We start from the raw sequence: 19,975 nt of genomic DNA on the forward strand, positions 1-19,975 counted from the left end.
AACCCGATTCTTCGGGTAGCTCGGAACTTGTCTGGCAAGTTCTTAGCGCAAACGTTTGCACAGGCTGTACCAACTTTGTTTAGCACACTGAAATAACGGGGAAATTCGGTTAATACTCGACCTGTTGATCAACATTGGCTGGGTGTCATTTTTTGCTGCTGTCGAACAGGTGTACCGCAGTGTCGCGCCGATAATCGCTCGGGGTTTGCTGCATCTCGATGCGAAAGTGCCGGTTGAAATTGGACAGGTTGGCGTAGCCCACTTCAAAGCAGATATCCGCCACCGACATCTCGCTTTGCAGCAGCAAGCGGCAGGCGCGCTGCACGCGAAATTTGCGCATCAGGTCGATAAAACCATGGCCGGTGTTGCGCTTGAAAAAACGCGAGAACCCCGGCTCGCTCATGTCCAGCTGACGGGCGATCTCCGACAGGCGCACGTCGCCGGTCAGTTCGCGCATGAGGTAGTCGAACGCCTTGTGGATGCGTTCGGCGCTGCGTGCGTCCAGGGTGGGGGCGTAGCAGGGGCTGGCCAGGGTTTGCATCTGATGCGTCGGGGCGTTTTTCAGGGTGTCGAGCAATTGCAGGAACAAGATCAAGCGTTGCAGGCCCTGGGCGCGACCGATGTCTTCCATCAGGCACGCGGCCCGCACGGCGGTGTCGCCACTGAAGGCCAGGCCGCGCCTCGCCTGTTCGAACAAGCGTTGTAAGTCGCCGAGTTCCGGCAGGGTGTTGCGCAAGGCGAGCAGGGCAGCCCCGTCGAATTGCAACACCACGTCGCGGCCGGCCAGGTATTCGCCGGGGGCGAGGTCGCCGATCCAGTCGTGGGGCAGGTCGGGGCCGATCAGCGCGACGTGCCCGGCGTTGAACGCACCAATGTAATCGCCCGCCACCAACTTGCCGCTGCCGTGGCGGATCAGGTGGATTTCAAACTCGGGATGATGGTTCCAGCGCGCCAGTTCATAGGGATAGTCGTGTTCGAACCAGCGAAAGCAATGGTCCGGCTCGGGCAGGATCACTTCGCGCTCTGCCGGGCGATGTTCGAACAGGGTGGCGCGGCTGACGGGCATGGGGATGCCTCTTGTTGGAGGGGGATTGCCTAAAAATACGCCGCTGGTCACCCGTGCGCTACCCGCGCCTCGGCCCGCCACTGATACTTTTTTGCCTCGGCGCCAAGGGTTAAAAAAGTACCAGAAGGGCATCCGCCACGGGTTTGTGAGGGCGTGACCAAGCTGCTGTAATCGGCGCTCAACAACAAAAACAACAGGTGGAAACCGCCATGCTCCCAACCTGCAAAACCACACTTGCCCATGCGCTGTTCGCGCTCAGCGGCCTGGCCCTGGCACTGCCCAGCCAGGCTGCCGACACCGTGACCATCGCCACCGTCAACAACAGCGACATGATCCGTATGCAGCGCTTGTCCAAGGTGTTCGAGCAGCAGCACCCGGACATCAAACTCAATTGGGTGGTGCTCGAAGAGAACGTCTTGCGCCAGCGCCTTACCACCGACATCGCCACCCAGGGTGGGCAGTTCGACGTGCTGACCATCGGCACTTATGAGACGCCGTTATGGGGCGCCAAGCACTGGTTGGAGCCGCTCACTCAACTGCCGCCCGACTACGATGTCGACGATATCTTCCCCTCGGTGCGCCAGGGCCTGTCGGTCAATAACACCCTGTACGCCTTACCGTTCTACGGTGAAAGCACCGTGACCTACTACCGCACCGATCTGTTCCAGCAAGCCGGTCTGAGCATGCCCGCGCACCCGACCTGGAGCCAGGTCGGCGAATTCGCCGCCAAACTCACCGACAAAGCCCAGGGCCAATACGGGATGTGCCTGCGCGGCAAAGCCGGTTGGGGCGAGAACATCGCGCTGCTGAGTACCATGGCCAACGCCTTCGGTGCGCGCTGGTTCGACGAGCAATGGACACCGCAACTGACCAGCCCCGAGTGGACGGCGGCGGCTAATTTCTACGTTGACACCCTCAAGCAGTATGGGCCGCCAGGCGTGTCCAGCAATGGTTTCAATGAAACCCTGGCGCTGTTCAACAGCGGTAAATGCGCGATCTGGGTCGATGCCAGCGTGGCTGGTTCTTTCACCACCGACAAAAGTCAGAGCAAGGTCGCCGACCGCGTAGGTTTCGCGGCGGCGCCCACCGAAGTCACCGACAAAGGCTCTTCCTGGTTATACGCCTGGTCATTGGCGATTCCGGCCACGTCCAAGCACAAGGATGCGGCCAAGGCCTTTATCACCTGGGCGACGTCCAAGGACTACATCCAATGGGTCGCCGATCAAGACGGCATCACCAACGTACCGCCGGGCACCCGCCAGTCCACCTATAGCGCGGCCTATCTGAAAGCTGCACCGTTTGCCCAAGTGACCCTGGCGATGATGCAACACGCCGACCCCGCCCATCCGTCGCTTAAACCGGTGCCGTACGTGGGCATTCAGTACGTGACCATCCCCGAGTTTCAGGCCATCGGTACGTCGGTCGGCAAGCTGTTCTCGGCCGCGTTGACCGGCGGCATGTCGGTCGACCAAGCCTTGCAGCAGGCGCAAACCAGCACCGAACGCGAGATGAAACGCGCCGGCTATCCCAAATAATGATCAGGACATCACCATGAAACGACTCGACGGTAAGAGCGCGTTGATCACCGGCTCGGCGCGGGGCATTGGCCGCGCGTTTGCCCAGGCCTATATCGCAGAAGGCGCCACGGTCGCCATCGCCGACATCAACCTGCAACAGGCGCGGCAAACCGCGGCCGAACTGGGCCCCCAGGCGTATGCGGTGGGCATGGATGTGACCGAGCAAGCCTCCATCGATGCGGCCATTGGCGCCGTGGTGGCCCACGCCGGCAAGCTGGATATTCTGATCAACAACGCAGCGTTGTTCGACCTGGCGCCCATCGTCGACATCACCCGCGAAAGCTTCGAACGGCTGTACTCGATCAACGTCGCCGGCACCCTGTTCACCCTGCAGGCGGCTGCGCGGCAGATGATCCGCCAGGGCCACGGCGGCAAAATCATCAACATGGCCAGCCAGGCTGGACGGCGTGGCGAACCGCTGGTGGCGGTGTACTGCGCGACCAAGGCGGCGGTGATCAGCCTGACGCAATCGGCGGGGCTGAACCTGATCCAACACGGCATCAACGTCAACGCCATCGCCCCCGGCGTGGTGGACGGCGAGCACTGGGAGGGTGTCGACGCGCTGTTCGCCCGGCATGAGGGCCTGGCACCGGGCGAGAAGAAAAAACGCGTGGGGGCCGAAGTACCGTTCGGGCGCATGGGCACTGCCGAGGATCTGACCGGCATGGCGATCTTCCTGGCGACCAAGGACGCTGATTACGTGGTGGCCCAGACCTACAACGTCGACGGGGGTAACTGGATGAGTTGAGCCAGCCGGGCAGCCAGGCTACTCGGCAAAACTGCGATCAAAAAAGTACACCGCCCCAGGCTTCAGTTGTTGCAGCGTCGCCTGGGGCCTGCCGCCTTCGCCCGGCTTTTTACGGCCAGTCTCGCGCAGGTAGCCCGCCTCGGTCAGCTTCAACAAACGCTGACGAATACTGGTCTTGAGCACCGGTCTGCCCAGTACCACGGAAAAGATCGCCGTCGCTTGCGGCGCGCTGAATTCTTGGCCGAGAAACATCAACGGCAAGCTGCTGTATAGCGACTTGGACAACAACCGCTCCAGCACGGCTGCGACGATCAGGTTGTGATCGAATGGCAGCCGGATCCTGCCGTCCGCCACGGCATTGAGTGAAAACCAGCCCTGACGCTCACCCAGGCTGACCTCACCCGCCACGATTGCCAGGTAGTACGTCGACGACGACCAGCAGCGCGGGTCGCGAAACGCATCGCCCACCGTGCCGACCTGTTCGCACCAGGCCAGTTCCAGGCCGACCTTGTCACTGGCGCGCAATCGCTCCACGGCATCCTTGAGGCTCAGATCTTGCACGTCGCCATTGACCACCACCCCCGGAAGCGCCCAGTGCTCGGCGAACGGTTCGGCTTCGCGCTGATTCAGCAGCAGTTTGATCTCTCCCGATTCGCGGCAATAAAACAGCACGCATAGGTCGACGGTGTGGAGGTAGGGGCTGAGTGACATGGGGCATCCTTCTAAACAGCGGTGGGGACAGTCTAACGGATCGAAAAAATATGTCATGTACTTGCGCTGATACATATTGATAAATGTTTCTTGCAATGAAAGTACATGACGTGTACTTTTGTTTCCAGGCCACAGGAGAACCGCCATGACCCTTTCCAAAACTGCCATTGCTTCATTCGACGTCGATGCCCAGAAGAGCTTTACGCCCCTGTGCCCCAACGAGTTGCCCGTGGTCGGCGGTGATCAGATTGGTGCCGAGCTGAACTACATGGCCAGCCTGGTCGGCCACCGTATCGGCAGCAAAGATGCGCACACCCCTAACGCTCCGTGGGTGGTCCAGCAGCAGAGCGACATGATGCAAGCCACCGGCCTGGAACACGCCGACCTCACCTGGGTCAGCCACTGCGTGCCGGGCACCGAAGGCTTCACCTTGCTCGACGAACTGCCCACCCCGTATGACTACGATTACTTCGTCTGGAAAGGCGTCGAACCCGACCTGCATCCCTACGGCGCTTGTTACCACGACCTGCACGACAAGCTGTCCACTGGCGTCATCGAATATTTGAAAGCCCACGGCGTGGCCCGGGTGATCGTCGGCGGCCTGGCCCTGGATTTCTGCGTCAAGACCACCGCCTTGCAACTGCTCAAGGCCGGCCTGGAAGTGGTCCTGCACCTGCCGGCGTGCCGTGGGATCAGCGAGGAGGGCGGTGTGCAGGCCGTCAATGAGTTGCTCAAGGCGGGGGCCGTTATCAGCCGCACCCGCGAAGAACTGGCCGCGATGGCCACGCGTTAAGGAGAGACACCATGGAAAGTGCATACGACTACGAATCCCCGGTGATTCAGGGCTTGCTCGACACCGATTACTACACCTTCACCATGATGCAAGCGGTGTTGCACCAGCACCCCAACGTGGATGTCGAATACAACTTCATCGTGCGTTCCAAGGAAAAGCTCGGCCACTTGATCCCCGAATTGCGCGCCGAGCTGGAAAAACTCGCTGGCCTGCAAATGCGCGAAGGCGAGCTGCGCTTTTTGTTCAACCCGCGTTTTCGCGAATACCTTACACCCGACTACGAGCGCTTCCTCGGTCTGTTCCGCTTCAACCTGCGCTATATCCATGTGAGTGAAGTGGACGGCCAGCTCAACATCCGCGTGATCGGCCCGATGCTGCACTGCATCATGTTCGAGCAACCGGTGCTGGCCCTGGTCAGCGAACTGCGCAACCGCGATAAATACCCCGACGTGACCCTGGAAGACGTCACCCGCAAGCTCTATCAGAAATTCGACTGGCTGGAAAAAAACCTCAGCCGCGACGAACTCGCCGACCTGCGGGTGTCCGATTTTTCCACCCGTCGGCGCCTGTCGTTCAAGGCCCAGCGCGAAGTGGTAGACATCATGCGCCGCGATTTCCCCGGCCAGTTTGTCGGTACCAGCAACGCCCACCTGGCCTACGAGTTTGACCTGCCGCTGATCGGCACCATGGCCCACCAATGGCTGATGGTGCACCAGCAACTGGGGCGCCTGCGCGAAAGCCAGAACGCCGCGCTGGAAAACTGGGTACGTGAATACCGCGGCCGCCTCGGCATTGCCTTGACCGACTGCATCAGCACCGATTTTTTCCTCAAGGATTTCGACCTGTACTTCGCGAAACTCTACGACGGCCTGCGCCAGGACTCCGGTGATCCCATCGTGTGGGCCGATAAAGTGCTGGCCAGATACAAGGAACTCGGCATCGACCCCATGACCAAAGACCTTATGTTTTCCGATGGGCTGAACTTCGAAAAATGCCTGCCGATCCTGCGCCATATTCGCGGCAAGGCTCGCTTCGGTTTCGGCATGGGCACCAGCCTGGCCTGCGATGTGGACGGCGTGGAGCCGCTGAGCATTGTGATGAAGCTGGTGCGGGTCCACGGCGAACCGGTGGTGAAGTTCTCCGACGACCCGGTGAAAAACGTCTGCGAAGACGCCTCGTTTTTGCAGTACGCCGCGCAAGTCTTCAACGTTGGCAAAGTGGAGGTGTGACATGCAAACCCAGGACCGCATCGCTCAGGAGCTGAACATCAACCGCGGGCTGGTCAAGGGCGGTGAGCCCCAGGAAATCCAGCGCCGCATCGATTTCATCAAACACACATTGCGCCAGTCCGCCTGCACAGCGCTGGTGCTGGGCATCAGCGGCGGCGTCGACTCGCTGGTGGCCGGCCGTTTGTGCCAGTTGGCTGCCGAGCAACTGCGTGACGATGGCTATCCCGCGCGGTTTATCGCCATGCGCCTGCCTTACAAGAGCCAGGCCGATGAGCACGATGCTCAGGCCTCCCTGGACTTCATCAAGCCGGACCAGATCGACACCCTGAATATCGCCTCCAGTGTCGACGGCTTGATGGCCAGCCTGGCGGCCAGCGAAGCCAGCGCCGCGCAGGTGGATTTCATCAAAGGCAACGTCAAGGCCCGTGCCCGTATGATCGCGCAGTACGCCGTGGCCAACCTGCACAACGGCCTGGTGGTGGGCACCGACCATGCCGCCGAAGCGCTGATGGGCTTCTTCACCAAGTTCGGCGACGGCGCCTGTGACCTGGCGCCGCTGTCCGGCCTGACCAAGACCCAGGTACGCCTGCTCGGCACCGCACTGGGCGCGCCGGCCAACCTGGTCAAAAAAGCCCCCACCGCCGACCTCGAAGAACTGGCGCCGGGCAAACTGGACGAAGTCGCTTACGGCTGCACCTATGACGATATCGATGCCTACCTGATGGGCGAACCCGTCAGTGAGCAGGTACGCACGATAGTGGAAAGCGCCTACCGCAAGACCGCACACAAACGCGCGCTGCCTGTCGTTCCCCTCTAACCTCGTACCCTGTCCGGGACGAGTGGGCTTGCTTATGGTGAACAGGCTCGCAGGTGGTGAGCGAGCCTGCTCCCACAGTTAAACTCCTCTGGGCCACCACCCGGCACTCGGTGCATTTGGCCCCATAGCCATAGATCTCTACACAAGTTTTAAGGCTGAAATAACTCTGTGGTGAGCGGGCTTGCCCCGCGCTGGGCTGCGAAGCAGCCCCAAACCCAGGCACCTCGGTGTGTCAGCTACACCACATCGCCTGGAATGGGGCCGCTTCGCAGCCCAGCGCGGGGCAAGCCCGCTCACCACAGCGAGCCCGCTCACCACGAGAACCTCATTTTCTCAGGCTATGTCACCGAAAATATGCAGCCACCTACCCTGACCACGATGCGAAGCGAGCCGCTCTTGCTCTTGCTTTTGATCTCAGGCGCCCCGTTAACCACGCTGGCCGGAATTCGGCATTGATTTGGGGGGTGAACCGGCAGGGATGCCGGTTTAGCCGCCCCGCGCCATGGATGGCGCGTGGCGGCGGCCCCCCAAATCAATGTCGGATTACGGGCACACCGAGCCTAGGCGAGGTGCCGAGTGGTGGGGCAAAGCGTTTTTGGTTACTTTTGGCGCTCTTCCAAAAGTGACCCGCCGTAAGGGCGGAACCCATAGCCGCCGTGACCGCGGCAACGGATATGTACTCGGTTTGATCCAACCTCCGGGTCGCCTGTCAGGCCGCCATCGGGGGCAAGCCCCCTCCCACAGCAAGCCCCCTCCCACAGTTAGATTCCTCTGAGCGAGCACCCGGCAACTCGGTGCATTTGGCCCCAATAGCCATAGATCTCTACACACGTTTCAAAGGCTGAAATAACTCTGTGGTGAGCGGGCTGGCCCCGCGCTCTACCGCTCAATCGACCGACTCCACCGCGCGTTCCACTCCGGTCGCGCCTGGTTCACCTGGTCCCAATCAATCGAAATCGCTGTTTGCAAATAACCCTGCATCGCCTCCACCCGCGCGCGGGTTTTGTCGGTGGTCGGCGTGGTCGGGTTCGAGGGGATCTGGTCACCTTCCTCCAGCGCCGGCGCCTGGGCTTCGGCGCTCAGCAGGTAGGCCGCGAGTTTCTGCGCCAGCTCCGGCTGGTCGTTGCGGGCGATTACGCATTCGGCGACGTTGAGCACCACCGCGCCTTCCTTGGGTTGCGCATATTCCATCGGTACGCCGAGCAGTTTCTGGGTGGCGACCTGGGTTGGGGTGAGAGGGAAGATCGCGGCTTCGTCGGTCTGCACCATCTCGGAGATTTTCGCCGAGCTGGCGATGTATTCCAGTACGTTAGGGCCGACGGTTTTCGGCCAGGCCTTGAAGCCGGGGTCTACGTTGGTCTCATCGCCGCCCTGCAAACGGTTGAACATCAAGAAGCCGTGCAGGCCGAAGGTGGAGGAGGCCAGGGACTGGAACACCACTTTGTCCTTGAAGCGTGGGTCGGCCAGGTCCATCCACGACGTCGGGGCGGCCCAGCCTTTTTCCTTGAACAGCCTGGCGTTGTAGCCCAGGCCGGTGACGCCCAGGGTCACGGCCACCGCTTGGTCCTTGATTTTCGCCTTGGCCGGGATTTGCTCCAGGGTCGGGCTGGGCGTGAGTTTGTCGCACAGGCCCATGGAAATGGCGCGGTACATGATGCCGTCGTCGAGGAACATCACATGCATCTGCGGGTTGTTTTTATTGGCCTGGACCTTGGCGAGAATGTCCGACGAGGTGCCGGGTACGATCACCACTTTGACGTTGTTGGCCTTCTCGAACGCGGGCAGTACTTTATCGGTATACACCCGTTCCATGGTGCCGCCGTTCATGCCCAGATACAGCGTCGGCGCGGCATGGGCACCGGCGGCGAACAGGGCGAGGGTCAAGCAGGACAGCGCATTACGTGGGTTCATGGTTTTTCCTCTCAGGCTTGGAATCGACGGATGGAAAACGCTTCGATGGGCTGACGGCTGGCGCCCGAGCAGACGATCTCTGCCAAGGCTTCACCGACAGCAGGGCCGAGCTGGAACCCGGCGCCGGCAAAGCCGAAACCGTGGAGCAGACCCGGTGTGGTGCTGCTGGGACCGATCACCGGTTCATGATCGGGCAGGTAACCTTCGGTGCCACTCCAGGTGCGGATCGCCTGGGCGCCCTGAAGAAACGGGTACAGCTCGGCGGCATTGCGCAGAATCTCCAGCACTGCCGCTTGCCCGGGGCGTGCCTGACGCGGCCCGAGGGCAAAACCACGCCCGCCACCCAGGATGCAATTGCCTCGCGCCACCTGGCGCGCATAGATCCCGCCGCCTTCGACGCCGGTGCTCACGTCCATCACTACCGGCAGCGGCTCGGTCACCAGCATCGCCGGGTGCGCCGAGGTGATCGGCACCGGTTCACCGAACTGTGCGGCCACGCTGCCGGCCCAGGCACCGGCACAGTTCAACAGCCATGGCGCGTGCAAGTGCAGGCCATTGGCACAGTGCACTTGGAACACGCGGCCATCGTGCTCGATGCGTACCACTTCGGCCTGTTCGTGCACGACCGCACCGTGACGCTGCGCCGCGCGGGCAAAGGCCGGTGACACCAAGCGCGGGTTGGCATGCCCGTCTTCCGGGCACAGCGAGGCGCCGACCGCCACGTCGCCCACCCACGGAAAACGCGCGCGCATTTCGGCGCGATCCAGCAGTTGCAGGCCCAGATCAAACTCCCGGGTGCGCTCGGCGTAGGCGTGCAGCGCGGCGAAATCGGCGGCGCTGCGGGCCAATTTCAGATGCCCGCAGCGCACGTATTCGCCGTCGATGCCGATCAAACCCGGTAACTCGCCCCATAACTGATGGGCGCGCTGCGACAGTGGCAATTGATGCAGGGGCCGACCCTGGCGGCGCACGCCGCCGTAATTGACGCCGCTGGAATGGGAGCCGCAAAAGTCACGCTCCACCAGCGTCACGCGCTGGCCTTTTTGGGCGAGCATCAACGCCGCCGAAGCACCAACAATACCTCCTCCCAGTACGATCACGTCGCTCATGGCTGCACCTGCACGCCAAACGGCAGCGGCTTGATCGGGGCTTGACCACGTAGGCGACCGACGTCCTCCACGCTGCGGCCGCTGCGCTCAGCGACAATCTCCGCTGCCGCCAACCCACACAACCGGCCCTGGCAGCGCCCCATGCCGACGCGGCAGTGGGCCTTGACCCGGTTGATCTCCCAGTGACCGTCGTCCACCACCGCGCGGATATCGCCGGCGCTGACTTCTTCGCAGCGACACACGGTCAGATTGTCCGGCGCTTGTGCCGCCCACTTTTCTGGAAAGGGAAACGCGGTCTCCAGGCCCAGGCGAAAGCGCTGGATGCGCGCCAATTGCTGTTCCAGCATGGCGGGCCTGTGCCGATCGATGGCGACGCCGGCGTCTTCCAGTAGCGCCAGCGCCGCGCGTTCGCCGGCCATTTGCGCAGCGTCCGCACCCATGATTGCGGCGCCGTCACCTGCCAGGTACACGCCGTTTACGCTGCTGCGTCCGGCGCTGTCGCGGGTGGGCAGCCAGGCGCGGTTCAAAGGGTTCCAGGCGAATGCACAATCGAGCAGATCGGCCAGTTGGGTTTCGCTGCGCAGGGCATGGGCGAAGGCGACGGCGTCGCAGGCGAGGGTGTGGGCGCCCCAACGAATGCCGCTGACCCGTTGCACACCGTCGATCTGCGCCAGCGTCGCGCCCTGATGCACGGGTACCCCGTGGGCCGTCAGCCAGGCGCGGTAGTACATGCCCTTGGCCAGCGTCGCCGGTTGCCCGAGCAGGGCCGGCAGCGCGCGGCACTGGGCGCTGAACGGTGCGCTGTCGAGCACCGCTACCACCGTCGCGCCGGCCTTGGCGTATTGGTATGCCACCAAATACAACAAAGGCCCGCTGCCACACAGCGCCACCCGCTCACCGATGGCGCAGCCTTGGTACTTCAAGGCGATCTGCGCCGCGCCCAGGCTGTAGACACCGGGCAAGGTCCAACCCGGCACCGGCAGGATACGGTCGGTGGCACCGGTGGCGACGATCAGCCGCGAATACTCGACGCTGTCGGCGCGGTTATCCGTGAGTAGGTCCAGGCGCTGGTCCTCGGCATTCCACACCAGGGTGCGTGGCCGATAGTCGATCAAGGGGGCCAGCTCATCCAGGGTGCGATGCACGGCCTGGGCCTTGCCCGCTTCGAAGCCATAGAGCTGCTGGGCGGTGCGCTGGAAGCCTTCGGGTTGGCGCCGATAAATCTGCCCGCCGCCGCGCAGCCCTTCGTCCACCAGGCAGGCGCGGATGCCGTAATCGAGCAGGGTGCGCGCCGCGCTGATGCCCGCCGGGCCTGCGCCTACAATCACCACCGGCTTCATGCTGTACGCCCCGGATCGCGGCGGATCGCCTGGCCTTCTTCCAGCAGGGTCGAACAGGCCCGCACGCGCCGGCCGTCCTCCAGCCGCACCCAGCAATCCTGGCAGGCGCCCATCAGGCAAAACCCGGCGCGGCGCTCGGCGCTAAAGTCGCTGCCGCGCAGGTGTTCGCTGCAGGTCAGCACGGCGGTCAGCAGGGTGTCGCCGAGCAAGGCGCTGGCCGGCTGACCGTCGAGGGTAAACGCGACCACAGGGCGCGCGGTTTCGGCCAAGCGTTTGAACAGGCCCATCAATGTTTCCCCACCAGTACGCGGTCCAGGCCGTAGACCCGGTCCAACAGAATCATGGTCGCTGCCGTCAGCGCGATCACCAGCGCCGACACCGCCGCCATCATCGGATCGATGGATTCGGTGGCGTACACGTACATGCGCACCGGCAGGGTTTGGGTCGCCGGCGAGCTGACGAAAATCGACAAAGTCACTTCATCGAAACTGTTGATAAACGCCAGCAGCCAGCCGCCGGCCACGCCGGGCAGGATCATCGGCAGGGTGATCTGGCGAAACAGCGTAAAGCGGCCGGCCCCCAAGGATTCGGCGGCCTGCTCGGCGCTGCGGTCGATGCCGATGGCCGCCGCCAGCACCAGGCGCAGCACGTACGGGGTGATGATCACGACGTGGGCGAGCATCAGCCAAGTGAAGCTGCCGTTCACTCCCATCAAGGCGAACAGGCGCAGCATCGCCACTCCCAGCACCAGGTGCGGAATGATGATCGGCGACAGGAACAAGGCGCTGAAAAAGTCGCGTCCCGGAAACGAGTAGCGACTGATCGCCAACGCCGCCGGCACTGCGATCAGCGTGGCCAGGGTCGCGGCGCTGAACGCCAGGATCAGGCTGTTGTAGAACGCCTGGATAAAGTCGGCACGCTCGAACACCGCGCGGAACCAGCGCAGGGAGAAACCCTGGGTCGGCAGACTCAAGGTGTTCTCCGGGGTAAACGCCACCAGGCATACCACCACCAGCGGCGCCATCATGAACAGCACCACCAAGCCATGGAAGCCGAGGGCCAAAGGACCGTTTCTGGACATGTGTCTAAACCCCCAGGGACTTTTTGTAACGGCTTTCGAGCAGGCGGTTCCAGTTCAGCATGATCAGCAGGTTGAGCAGCAACAGCACCACCGCGATGGTCGCGCCCATGGGCCAGTTGAGTTCCGAGAGGTACTGGTCGTACACCACGGTGGCGACCATTTTCAGGCGGCGTCCGCCGAGCAGGCCGGGAATAGCGAACGAGCTGGCGGCCAGGCCGAACACAATCAGGGTGCCGGACAGCACCCCCGGCATCACCTGGGGTAACACGATCTTGCGCATCACCGTGGCCTGGCTGGCGCCGAGGGACAGCGCCGCCTGCTCGGCCGACGGGTCGAGCTTTTGCAGCGAGGTCCACACCGGAATGATCATGAACGGCAGCATCACATGCACCAGCGCGATGATCACCGCGAACGGCGTGTACAACAGCTTCACCGGGCGCCCGCCGAGTAGTTGAATCAATTGGTTGACCAGGCCATCGGCCCCTAACAGCAGGCTCCAGCCGAACGCGCGCACCACTACCGATATCAGCAGCGGGGTGAGGATCAGGATCAGAAAGATCGAGCGCCACGGTGTACCCATGCGGCTGAGGATGTAGGCCTCCGGCACGCCGATCACCACGCACAGCAAGGTGACCAACGCGCTGATCCAGAACGTGCGCCAGAAGATCTCGTAGAAATACGCATCGCTGAACAGCGCCAGGTAATGGGCGAGGGTCCACTCATGGGCCTTCACCCCCACTTGGTAGTCGAACACGTTGAACGACAGCACCAGGGTCAGCCCCAACGGCAGGATCAGCAGCCCGGTAAACAGCAGCAGCGCCGGCAGTGACAGCAGATAGCCCCGACTCATGGGCGTACCTCGTCGGCAGCCAGCACCCGCAGCAACTCGGCCGGCCACTCAAGACCCACCGCTGCGCCGTTACCCAGCGGTGCGCTGCCATCGTTGGCGCGCACCACGGTGATTTCACCCAGCGAAGTGTGGATGCGGTACAGCCATTGGCTGCCGAAGAAGAAGCGGTCGAGCACCTGGCCTTGCAGGCGGCCGCTGCCGGCATTCACCAGTTGGATTTTCTCCGGGCGCAGGCTGAGGGTCAGTTCGCCGTCGCCGCTTGCCTGCCGCACTTGCGGCGTGCCGAGGGCGTCGTAATCGCCGGGCAACAGGTTGGCCTTGCCTACGAAGTCAGAAATAAAGCGTGTGCGCGGGTGTTCGTAGAGGGTGTAGGGCGCGTCGATCTGGGTCACGCGGCCGGCCTCCATCACCACCACGCGGTCGCTGATGGACAGCGCTTCGGCCTGGTCATGGGTGACCATCAGCGTGGTGATGCCTACCGCGCACTGGATGCGGCGGATCTCGAACTGCATCTCTTCGCGCAGGTTGGCGTCGAGGTTGGACAGCGGCTCATCCAGCAGCAGCACTGGCGGTTCGATCACCAAGGCGCGCGCCAGGGCCACGCGTTGGCGCTGGCCGCCGGACAGCTCACGCGGGTAACGCTCGGCGTGGGGAGCCAGGCGCACCAAATCGAGCACGGTCTTGACCTTGCTGGCGATCTCGGCGGCGGGCACTTTGCGCATCTTCAGGCCGAAGGCGACGTTGTCGCGCACGCTCATGTGCGGGAACAGCGCATAGCTCTGGAACACCACGCCCAGGCCACGGCTGGCGGGCTTGGCGTGGGTGATGTCGCGCCCATCCAGCAGGATCTGGCCGCTGGTCACCTCGACGAAGCCGGCGATCATTTGCAGGGTGGTGGTCTTGCCGCAGCCCGAAGGGCCGAGCAGGGAAACGAACTCGCCTTTTTCCACGGCCAGGTCGGTGGCGACCACGGCGTCGACGGCGCCGTAGCGTTTGCTCAAGGCGTTGAGTTGGAGAAATGCCATGTCTGCGTTCCACCTTTTTCAGTCGCGTCGAAACGCGCTTTTTTTGTTTTGGGCAGATGCGAAAAGCGTACTGCGGGTGCGTTGGCGCTCGATCTTGAGTCGGCTGCCGCGTGTTGTTCGTTTTCGCCCCTGTGGACGCAGATTAGGACGAAGACTAGGATGCGCGAAAGATGGAATTTCACTGAACGAACTACTTTTTTCAGTTTTATTCATTCAACAGAATTAATAGCGAGAATATGCGGTATGGATTCCACTGAGCGGAATGAGAATCTCAAGGAAGTTGGCGCCGGTGCTGTGTCGCGCGTGTTTGCGTTGTTGCGCGCATTGGGCGAAGTCTGCGAGGGCGGCGAACGGGTGACACAGCTCGCGCAACAGGTCGGCCTTTCGCAACCCACCACCCACCGCCTGCTACGCAGCCTGATGGAAGAGGGCATGGTGGAGCAGGATGCGCGCAGCAAGCGCTATCGCCTGAGCCTGGAGTTCTTCGCCCTGGCGGCCAATGCGGGCAAGACCGGCAACCTGCGCGACCTGGTGCGACCGAGCCTGTTGCGCCTGAGCGCCTCCTTGGGTGATTCGCTGTTTTTGCTGGCGCGCAGCGGCTTCGATGCGATTTGCCTGGACCGCAGCGAAGGTCCGTACCCGATCCGCACCTTCACCGGCGACATCGGTGGGCGCGTCGCCCTGGGTGTGGGGCAGGGCAGCCTGGCCATCCTGGCCTACTTGCCGGAGGAAGAACGCGAAACCGTGATCCGCTACAACCTGCCCCGGCTCAAGGACTTTCACCTCTACGACGAAGTGCTGCTGCGGTCGGAAGTGGAGAACGTGCGCACCCTGGGCTATGCGGCGCGCAATACCGGGGTGCTGGAAGGCATGGCGGGCCTGGCGGTACCGATCCTCAATCGCGAGGGGCACGCGGTGGCTGCGTTGAGTGTGGCGACCATCAGTGATCGCTTGGGGCCGAGCCGCTTGCCGATGGTGGTGGAGTTGCTCAAGCGCGAAGCCGCCGCCATCGGGCCGAGGCTCAATCCCTTTGATCCGACGTTGCGTAGGCCGTCGAAGACGTTTGGCGATTGAGCCTGGCGATGCTTGGACGGAAGGCTATCCCTACTCTGTCGTAGAGGTATTTCTCACTGCGGTCTTGGCTTTGGTCTGAGTAGGAAAACCTACTGTTCGTGCAGTCGATAGTCCTTTCACGACGGATCGCTGGAACTGTTGAGTTATAGGCCGCCACACATGCGGCGTTGACCCAGTGTAGGGTTTGCCTGGGTTAATAGTGAAAGACTCTATTAACGAGGAACGACTATGAACGTGTTTTGTCCGCCTGCGCGAAATTTCTTTAACAATGAATTTACCTACAACCCAATGCCCGTTAGCAATGGCCAATTGCTTGGTGCAGGTCAGTCTGCCTATAACAATGGAGGCATGACTCCGTCGCGTATTTTGGGAGAGTTTGCAAACAACTTCGGCTATTTCGCAGAGCCAGAATCTCGTTTCGCAGAGCCAGGATCGCGTTTCGTTTCGCGTGACGCACTTGCGCGCACTGGCGAGCGTCCAATGAGCGGCGATTTCTTTCACGATCGGATGACAATGCTCGCCCGGGAGATCACCCAAAATGTCCGGTTGGACAGCAAGCACGATGGCGCCATCAATCGCGGCTGGCAGAGTGATCGTATCTTTCCGACAGACGTGTTCGAGGCTATGGCTCTGTATGACGCGGAAGATGTTTTCTCCAGCATGCGCGGAATGCCCGAGGGATTGGAGATGCCTAACGACTGCATGCAGCGTCAGCGTATCGAGAGTGGGTATGGCGACAGCTGGGCCCGTAATTATTCTCCAATGGAGAACGGCATGAGCCCACAGAATGCTGAGGTCGCTTCTAATTTTAAGAATGCCAAAGACTCAGATCTGGCCTTGGAGTTGGGTAATAATTTTGATTATTTCAAGCCTAACGAAAACAACAAAATAACTCAGGAATCGATTCGCGACGTTGCAAGAAAGCCTCTGACGGGGGATCCGGTCACTGATCGGCTGACTTTGTTGGCCCTAGAAATCATCAGTCGTCCTTCGTTCAATCGACAAATGGACTCTATGGACGAAAGTGATAAACCCGACACAATCATAGGGCGCGACACCGTTGAGCGTCTGTCCAAGTAACGAGATGCGCCTGAAGATGCAGAATGTCGACCAAGTGATTTAAAGCAGACAGGTCATCAATCGTTACTGGATCGAATATGACAATCAAGGTGCTGCCTACGATGTAGGCCGCACCATTAATCGTATTTGGCCAATTGCAGGACGCTCAGCGATGACCCCACTCGACCCATCAGGACCTTCATGGGCCGTGACCGGATAAAGCACGGGAAGATAGGATCCAATTACGGTATAACCCTCGGACGCTCTAGCTCTCCGAGGCCCGGTTTTTTCATGCAAAGCCCTTTGCAACGTCCGCTGTGGCAGGTCTACCTGATCTTTCTCGCACCGATGGTGCTGTCCAACTTCCTGCAAAGTTTGTCCGGCACCCTCAATGGCATCTATGTCGGGCAAATGCTCGGCACCCAGGCCCTGGCAGCGGTGTCGGGGATGTTCCCGGTGGTGTTTTTTTTCATCGCCCTGGTGATCGGCCTGGGGGCGGGCGCGTCGGTGTTGATCGGCCAGGCGTGGGGTGCTCAGGAAACCGCGATGGTCAAGTCCATCACCGGCGCTACGCTGGCCCTGGGCGCGCTGGTGGGCGTGAGTGCGGCGGTGCTGGGCAGTCTGTTTGCGCGCTCGGCGTTACAGGCCCTTGGCACGCCGCTGGATGTGCTCGACGATGCGGTCGGCTATGCGCGGATGATGATGCTGATCATGCCGTTGCTGCTGGTGTTCATCCTCTACACCCAACTGTTGCGCGGCGTCAGTGACACCATTTCACCCTTGCTGGCGCTGATGGTCTCGACCCTGGTGGGCCTGCTGCTGACTCCCGCGTTGATTGGCGGCTGGGTCGGCCTGCCGCCCTTGGGCATCCAGAGCGCGGTGTACGCCGGTCTGGTGGGCAACGGGGCGGCGATGCTGTTTTTGATCCTGCGCCTGCGCCGCAAACAGCATGTGATGGCGCCGGATCGCGAGTTACTTGCGGCTTTACGCCTGGACCGCGCGATTCTCGGCAAAGTGCTGCGTATCGGCTTGCCCACCGGCCTGCAAATGGTGGTGTTGTCGCTGTCGGAATTGGTCATCCTGGCGCTGGTCAACGGCCACGGCTCCCAAGCCACTGCGGCTTATGGCGCGGTGACGCAGATCGTCAACTACGTGCAGTTCCCGGCCTTGTCGATAGCCATCACGGCCTCGATACTCGGCGCCCAGGCAATCGGCGCCGGGCGCCTGGAGCGCATCGGCCCGATCCTGCGCACCGGCCTGCTGATCAACACCTGCCTGACCGGCGGTCTGATTGTGCTCGGCTATGCACTGTCGAACTGGTTGCTGGGGCTGTTCATCACTGAGGCGCAGGCGCGGGTCAACGCTGAACACCTGTTGCATATCATGTTGTGGAGCATCCTGGTGTTCGGCTTTCAGGCTGTGGTGGGGGGCATCATGCGCGCCAGTGGCGTGGTGCTGATGCCGGTAGCGATTTCGATTTTCTGCGTGCTGTGCGTCGAGTTGCCGATGGCCTACCTGTTCAATGCGCATTTCGGTCTGGAAGGGGTGTGGATGGCCTTCCCGGTCACCTACCTGGCGATGCTCGGGCTGCAGACCGCGTATTACCGGTTGGTATGGCGGCATAAGCAGATCAAACGGTTGGTGTGATGGAAAAAATGCGCACATTCAGCACAGAAGGCGTCTGAGTCATGGCAAACCCTTACGCGGATTTATTCCAGGTTCCCGGCGCCCGCGCCTTTGTGCTGGCGGGCATGCTTGCGCGCATGCCGGTGTCGATGACCGGTATCGGCCTGATCACCATGCTCTCGCAAGTGCAGGGTGGCTATGGCCTGGCGGGCTCGGTGGCGGCGGTGTTTGCCCTGGCCACGGCGTTCTGTGCGCCCCAGGTCTCGCGCCTGGTGGATCGCTACGGGCAGGGCCGAGTGCTACCGATCGCCGCGTTGATTGGCGGCGGCGCGTTATTACTGTTGTTGTTATGCACGCGCCTGCAGGCGCCGACCTGGACGCTGTTTGTATTTGCCGCGCTGTGCGGCTGCATGCCGAACATGTCAGCCATGGTGCGAGCACGCTGGACCGAGGTGTATCGCGGCCAACCCCGATTGCGCACGGCGTTTGCCCTGGAGTCGGTGCTCGATGAGGTGTGCTTTATCATCGGCCCGCCGATTTCGGTCGGGCTGAGCGTCGTAGTGTTTCCCGAGGCCGGGCCGTTAGCGGCGGCGCTGCTGCTGGCCGTAGGTGTCACCACCTTCGTGTTGCAGCGCGAGACCGAACCGCCGGTGCATGCGCATCAGGATCATCATGGCCGCTGGCTGATCGCGTCGCCCTCGGTGCTGATCCTGATGATCCTGCTGCTGGCCATGGGCGTGATCGTCGGCGTGGTGGATGTGGTCAGCGTGGCGTTCGCCCAGCAGCAGGGCCAACCGGCGGCGGCGAGCATTGTGCTGTCGGTGTACGCCATCGGCTCGTGCCTGGCCGGGCTGGCCTTCGGCGCGCTCAAGTTCAAGGCGTCCTTGCCTCGGCAGTTCCTCGCTTGCGGGGCGGCGACGGCGCTGACCACCGTGCCGTTGCTGTGGGTAAGCAATATCCCCGGCCTGGCCGTGGCGATTTTTATCTCCGGGCTGTTTTTCGCGCCAACGCTGATCGTCTCCATGGCCCTGGTGGAACGCCTCGTCCCGCCCAGCCGCCTGACCGAAGGCATGACCTGGCTGATCACCGGCCTGAGCATCGGGGTAGCCATTGGCGCCGCGAGTTCCGGCTGGATGATCGACCACTTCGGTGCCGCCAGCGGGTTCTGGGTGGCGCTGGCCGCGGGAGGCGTGGTGCTGGGGGCGGCATTACTGGGGTATCGGCGGTTGGGGTAGTTTGCTATGCGCTGGGGTGAAGTTCTGCGAAGTGATGTTGCAGGAACTCATTCAGCGCCTGACGCGTCAGGTCATTGAGCGTGACTTTCTTGCGGGTCGCCGCCAGCGCCGCAGCCAAATGCAGGTCATGCCCAACCCGCACATTGAAAGAGCCCTTGCAGGGCTTTTCCGGGGTTTGACCAAGGTTCTGGCACGTCACGAGATAGTCGTCCACGGCCGCCTGAAAAGCGGCATCCAAATCAGCGACGGTTTTTCCTTCGTAGCTGATCAGTGCCTTGATGAACAGGATCTTGCCGAACAGGCAGTTGTCTTCAAGGCTGGCCTCGATAGAGCCGATGTAGCCTTTGTATTTGAGTTGGTTGTTCACTGAATCAGTTCTCCTGATTTCAATTGTTCGATGATCTGGCGTCGAATGTAGTGCTTCAGTTCGTTGCCAGGGTGAGGCTTGTGCAGCGTGATCATGGCAGTGGGGTCGCCACTGTCGAACTTGACGCGGCTTCCAGCCCCTTCGATCTGTGTGTAGCCCAGGCGACGCAGCAGCGTGACGAGTTCGGGCCATGTAAATGCCATTTGCTCATTGAGCAGTTTGGCCAGCAGCTTTTCATTTTTGGACACGGCGTTCCTTGCGTGTAACTAAATGTAGTTGCAGAGAGTGGTTTGCGTCAATGCTAGCTCGGTTACGTGCAGCTTTCCCGTCACAGGTGTAACCCTTGATGACGCTCGG

Annotated in this window: 20 protein-coding genes; 9 read left to right on the forward strand and 11 right to left on the reverse strand. The window is 61.8% G+C overall.

Going from position 1 to position 19,975, the window contains the following annotated elements:
- Positions 1 to 145 precede the first annotated feature (145 nt).
- On the reverse strand, positions 146 to 1,066 hold the full coding sequence (locus tag HRH33_RS11675) for a helix-turn-helix domain-containing protein (RefSeq protein ID WP_167418361.1): 921 nt from the start codon (positions 1,064 to 1,066) through the stop codon (positions 146 to 148).
- 209 nt (positions 1,067 to 1,275) lie between these two features.
- Between HRH33_RS11675 and HRH33_RS11680 the strand changes: the two genes are divergently transcribed.
- Together HRH33_RS11680 and HRH33_RS11685 are read left to right on the forward strand one after the other, a co-directional pair.
- Positions 1,276 to 2,601, forward strand: a complete 1,326-nt coding sequence (locus tag HRH33_RS11680; protein WP_167418360.1) for an ABC transporter substrate-binding protein — start codon at positions 1,276 to 1,278, stop codon at positions 2,599 to 2,601.
- 16 nt (positions 2,602 to 2,617) lie between these two features.
- Positions 2,618 to 3,391 carry an L-iditol 2-dehydrogenase gene (locus tag HRH33_RS11685; protein ID WP_167418359.1) on the forward strand — a complete coding sequence of 258 codons (774 nt, stop codon included), beginning with the start codon at positions 2,618 to 2,620 and terminating at the stop codon, positions 3,389 to 3,391.
- An 18-nt stretch (positions 3,392 to 3,409) separates the two neighbouring features.
- Here HRH33_RS11685 and HRH33_RS11690 read toward each other — a convergent pair whose 3' ends face one another.
- Positions 3,410 to 4,102 carry an NUDIX hydrolase gene (locus tag HRH33_RS11690; protein ID WP_034138675.1) on the reverse strand — a complete coding sequence of 231 codons (693 nt, stop codon included), beginning with the start codon at positions 4,100 to 4,102 and terminating at the stop codon, positions 3,410 to 3,412.
- A 145-nt stretch (positions 4,103 to 4,247) separates the two neighbouring features.
- Here HRH33_RS11690 and HRH33_RS11695 point away from each other — a divergent pair, with 145 nt between their 5' ends.
- From HRH33_RS11695 to nadE, 3 genes are read left to right on the forward strand one after another with little or no spacing between them, the layout of a single operon-like run.
- Complete coding sequence (locus HRH33_RS11695) at positions 4,248 to 4,895, forward strand: isochorismatase family protein (RefSeq protein ID WP_094066893.1); 648 nt, start codon at positions 4,248 to 4,250, stop codon at positions 4,893 to 4,895.
- Between the two features lie 11 nt (positions 4,896 to 4,906).
- A complete protein-coding gene (pncB, locus tag HRH33_RS11700; protein WP_034138673.1) occupies positions 4,907 to 6,124 on the forward strand; it encodes a nicotinate phosphoribosyltransferase in 1,218 nt (405 codons plus the stop codon).
- A gap of 1 nt (position 6,125) precedes the next feature.
- The gene (nadE, locus tag HRH33_RS11705; protein WP_167418358.1) at positions 6,126 to 6,941 is read left to right on the forward strand and encodes an ammonia-dependent NAD(+) synthetase; all 816 of its coding nucleotides are present in this window, start codon (positions 6,126 to 6,128) and stop codon (positions 6,939 to 6,941) included.
- 879 nt (positions 6,942 to 7,820) lie between these two features.
- Here nadE and HRH33_RS11710 read toward each other — a convergent pair.
- From HRH33_RS11710 to HRH33_RS11740, 7 genes are read right to left on the reverse strand one after another with little or no spacing between them, the layout of a single operon-like run.
- On the reverse strand, positions 7,821 to 8,852 hold the full coding sequence (locus HRH33_RS11710) for an ABC transporter substrate-binding protein (RefSeq protein ID WP_167418640.1): 1,032 nt from the start codon (positions 8,850 to 8,852) through the stop codon (positions 7,821 to 7,823).
- An 11-nt stretch (positions 8,853 to 8,863) separates the two neighbouring features.
- Positions 8,864 to 9,961: an NAD(P)/FAD-dependent oxidoreductase gene (locus HRH33_RS11715; protein ID WP_167418641.1), complete on the reverse strand. Its 1,098-nt coding sequence runs from the start codon at positions 9,959 to 9,961 to the stop codon at positions 8,864 to 8,866.
- Complete coding sequence (locus tag HRH33_RS11720; protein ID WP_167418642.1) at positions 9,958 to 11,301, reverse strand: FAD/NAD(P)-dependent oxidoreductase; 1,344 nt, start codon at positions 11,299 to 11,301, stop codon at positions 9,958 to 9,960. The genes HRH33_RS11715 and HRH33_RS11720 overlap by 4 nt, the downstream gene beginning before the upstream one ends.
- Positions 11,298 to 11,588, reverse strand: coding sequence for a (2Fe-2S)-binding protein (locus HRH33_RS11725; RefSeq protein WP_034096957.1), 291 nt, complete (start codon positions 11,586 to 11,588; stop codon positions 11,298 to 11,300). The genes HRH33_RS11720 and HRH33_RS11725 overlap by 4 nt, the downstream gene beginning before the upstream one ends.
- On the reverse strand, positions 11,588 to 12,382 hold the full coding sequence (locus HRH33_RS11730) for an ABC transporter permease (protein ID WP_034137844.1): 795 nt from the start codon (positions 12,380 to 12,382) through the stop codon (positions 11,588 to 11,590). The genes HRH33_RS11725 and HRH33_RS11730 overlap by 1 nt, the downstream gene beginning before the upstream one ends.
- Before the next feature lie 4 nt (positions 12,383 to 12,386).
- Positions 12,387 to 13,232: an ABC transporter permease gene (locus HRH33_RS11735; RefSeq protein WP_167418643.1), complete on the reverse strand. Its 846-nt coding sequence runs from the start codon at positions 13,230 to 13,232 to the stop codon at positions 12,387 to 12,389.
- Complete coding sequence (locus HRH33_RS11740) at positions 13,229 to 14,257, reverse strand: ABC transporter ATP-binding protein (protein WP_034096960.1); 1,029 nt, start codon at positions 14,255 to 14,257, stop codon at positions 13,229 to 13,231. The genes HRH33_RS11735 and HRH33_RS11740 overlap by 4 nt, the downstream gene beginning before the upstream one ends.
- 243 nt (positions 14,258 to 14,500) lie before the next feature.
- On the opposite strand from HRH33_RS11740, the gene HRH33_RS11745 reads away from it, so the two are divergent.
- The 4 genes from HRH33_RS11745 to HRH33_RS11760 all read left to right on the forward strand — a co-directional run bounded on the left by HRH33_RS11745 (position 14,501) and on the right by HRH33_RS11760 (position 19,251).
- Positions 14,501 to 15,331, forward strand: a complete 831-nt coding sequence (locus HRH33_RS11745) for an IclR family transcriptional regulator (protein WP_034137847.1) — start codon at positions 14,501 to 14,503, stop codon at positions 15,329 to 15,331.
- A 228-nt stretch (positions 15,332 to 15,559) separates the two neighbouring features.
- Complete coding sequence (locus HRH33_RS11750; RefSeq protein WP_167418644.1) at positions 15,560 to 16,411, forward strand: hypothetical protein; 852 nt, start codon at positions 15,560 to 15,562, stop codon at positions 16,409 to 16,411.
- A gap of 270 nt (positions 16,412 to 16,681) precedes the next feature.
- Positions 16,682 to 18,037, forward strand: a complete 1,356-nt coding sequence (locus HRH33_RS11755) for an MATE family efflux transporter (RefSeq protein ID WP_167418645.1) — start codon at positions 16,682 to 16,684, stop codon at positions 18,035 to 18,037.
- A gap of 41 nt (positions 18,038 to 18,078) precedes the next feature.
- Entirely contained in the window at positions 18,079 to 19,251 is a 1,173-nt protein-coding gene (locus HRH33_RS11760) for an MFS transporter (protein WP_167418646.1), read from the forward strand.
- Positions 19,252 to 19,255: 4 nt separating this feature from the next.
- Here the strand turns inward: HRH33_RS11760 and HRH33_RS11765 are convergent, their stop codons facing one another.
- On the reverse strand, positions 19,256 to 19,618 hold the full coding sequence (locus HRH33_RS11765; protein WP_167418647.1) for a type II toxin-antitoxin system HicB family antitoxin: 363 nt from the start codon (positions 19,616 to 19,618) through the stop codon (positions 19,256 to 19,258).
- A complete protein-coding gene (locus HRH33_RS11770) occupies positions 19,615 to 19,866 on the reverse strand; it encodes a type II toxin-antitoxin system HicA family toxin (protein WP_034096965.1) in 252 nt (83 codons plus the stop codon). Before HRH33_RS11770 ends, HRH33_RS11765 begins: the two co-directional genes overlap by 4 nt.
- Positions 19,867 to 19,975: the final 109 nt, after the last annotated feature.

This window comes from Pseudomonas rhodesiae (genome assembly GCF_013285305.1).
Taxonomy (GTDB): Bacteria; Pseudomonadota; Gammaproteobacteria; order Pseudomonadales; family Pseudomonadaceae; genus Aquipseudomonas; species Aquipseudomonas rhodesiae.

Coding starts and splice junctions, on each gene's coding strand:
- HRH33_RS11675 (WP_167418361.1), bottom strand. CDS start 1,066: ATGCCCGTCAGCCGCGCCACCCTGTTCGAACATCGCCCGGCAGAGCGC.
- HRH33_RS11680 (WP_167418360.1), top strand. CDS start 1,276: ATGCTCCCAACCTGCAAAACCACACTTGCCCATGCGCTGTTCGCGCTC.
- HRH33_RS11685 (WP_167418359.1), top strand. CDS start 2,618: ATGAAACGACTCGACGGTAAGAGCGCGTTGATCACCGGCTCGGCGCGG.
- HRH33_RS11690 (WP_034138675.1), bottom strand. CDS start 4,102: ATGTCACTCAGCCCCTACCTCCACACCGTCGACCTATGCGTGCTGTTT.
- HRH33_RS11695 (WP_094066893.1), top strand. CDS start 4,248: ATGACCCTTTCCAAAACTGCCATTGCTTCATTCGACGTCGATGCCCAG.
- pncB (WP_034138673.1), top strand. CDS start 4,907: ATGGAAAGTGCATACGACTACGAATCCCCGGTGATTCAGGGCTTGCTC.
- nadE (WP_167418358.1), top strand. CDS start 6,126: ATGCAAACCCAGGACCGCATCGCTCAGGAGCTGAACATCAACCGCGGG.
- HRH33_RS11710 (WP_167418640.1), bottom strand. CDS start 8,852: ATGAACCCACGTAATGCGCTGTCCTGCTTGACCCTCGCCCTGTTCGCC.
- HRH33_RS11715 (WP_167418641.1), bottom strand. CDS start 9,961: ATGAGCGACGTGATCGTACTGGGAGGAGGTATTGTTGGTGCTTCGGCG.
- HRH33_RS11720 (WP_167418642.1), bottom strand. CDS start 11,301: ATGAAGCCGGTGGTGATTGTAGGCGCAGGCCCGGCGGGCATCAGCGCG.
- HRH33_RS11725 (WP_034096957.1), bottom strand. CDS start 11,588: ATGGGCCTGTTCAAACGCTTGGCCGAAACCGCGCGCCCTGTGGTCGCG.
- HRH33_RS11730 (WP_034137844.1), bottom strand. CDS start 12,382: ATGTCCAGAAACGGTCCTTTGGCCCTCGGCTTCCATGGCTTGGTGGTG.
- HRH33_RS11735 (WP_167418643.1), bottom strand. CDS start 13,232: ATGAGTCGGGGCTATCTGCTGTCACTGCCGGCGCTGCTGCTGTTTACC.
- HRH33_RS11740 (WP_034096960.1), bottom strand. CDS start 14,257: ATGGCATTTCTCCAACTCAACGCCTTGAGCAAACGCTACGGCGCCGTC.
- HRH33_RS11745 (WP_034137847.1), top strand. CDS start 14,501: ATGGATTCCACTGAGCGGAATGAGAATCTCAAGGAAGTTGGCGCCGGT.
- HRH33_RS11750 (WP_167418644.1), top strand. CDS start 15,560: ATGAACGTGTTTTGTCCGCCTGCGCGAAATTTCTTTAACAATGAATTT.
- HRH33_RS11755 (WP_167418645.1), top strand. CDS start 16,682: ATGCAAAGCCCTTTGCAACGTCCGCTGTGGCAGGTCTACCTGATCTTT.
- HRH33_RS11760 (WP_167418646.1), top strand. CDS start 18,079: ATGGCAAACCCTTACGCGGATTTATTCCAGGTTCCCGGCGCCCGCGCC.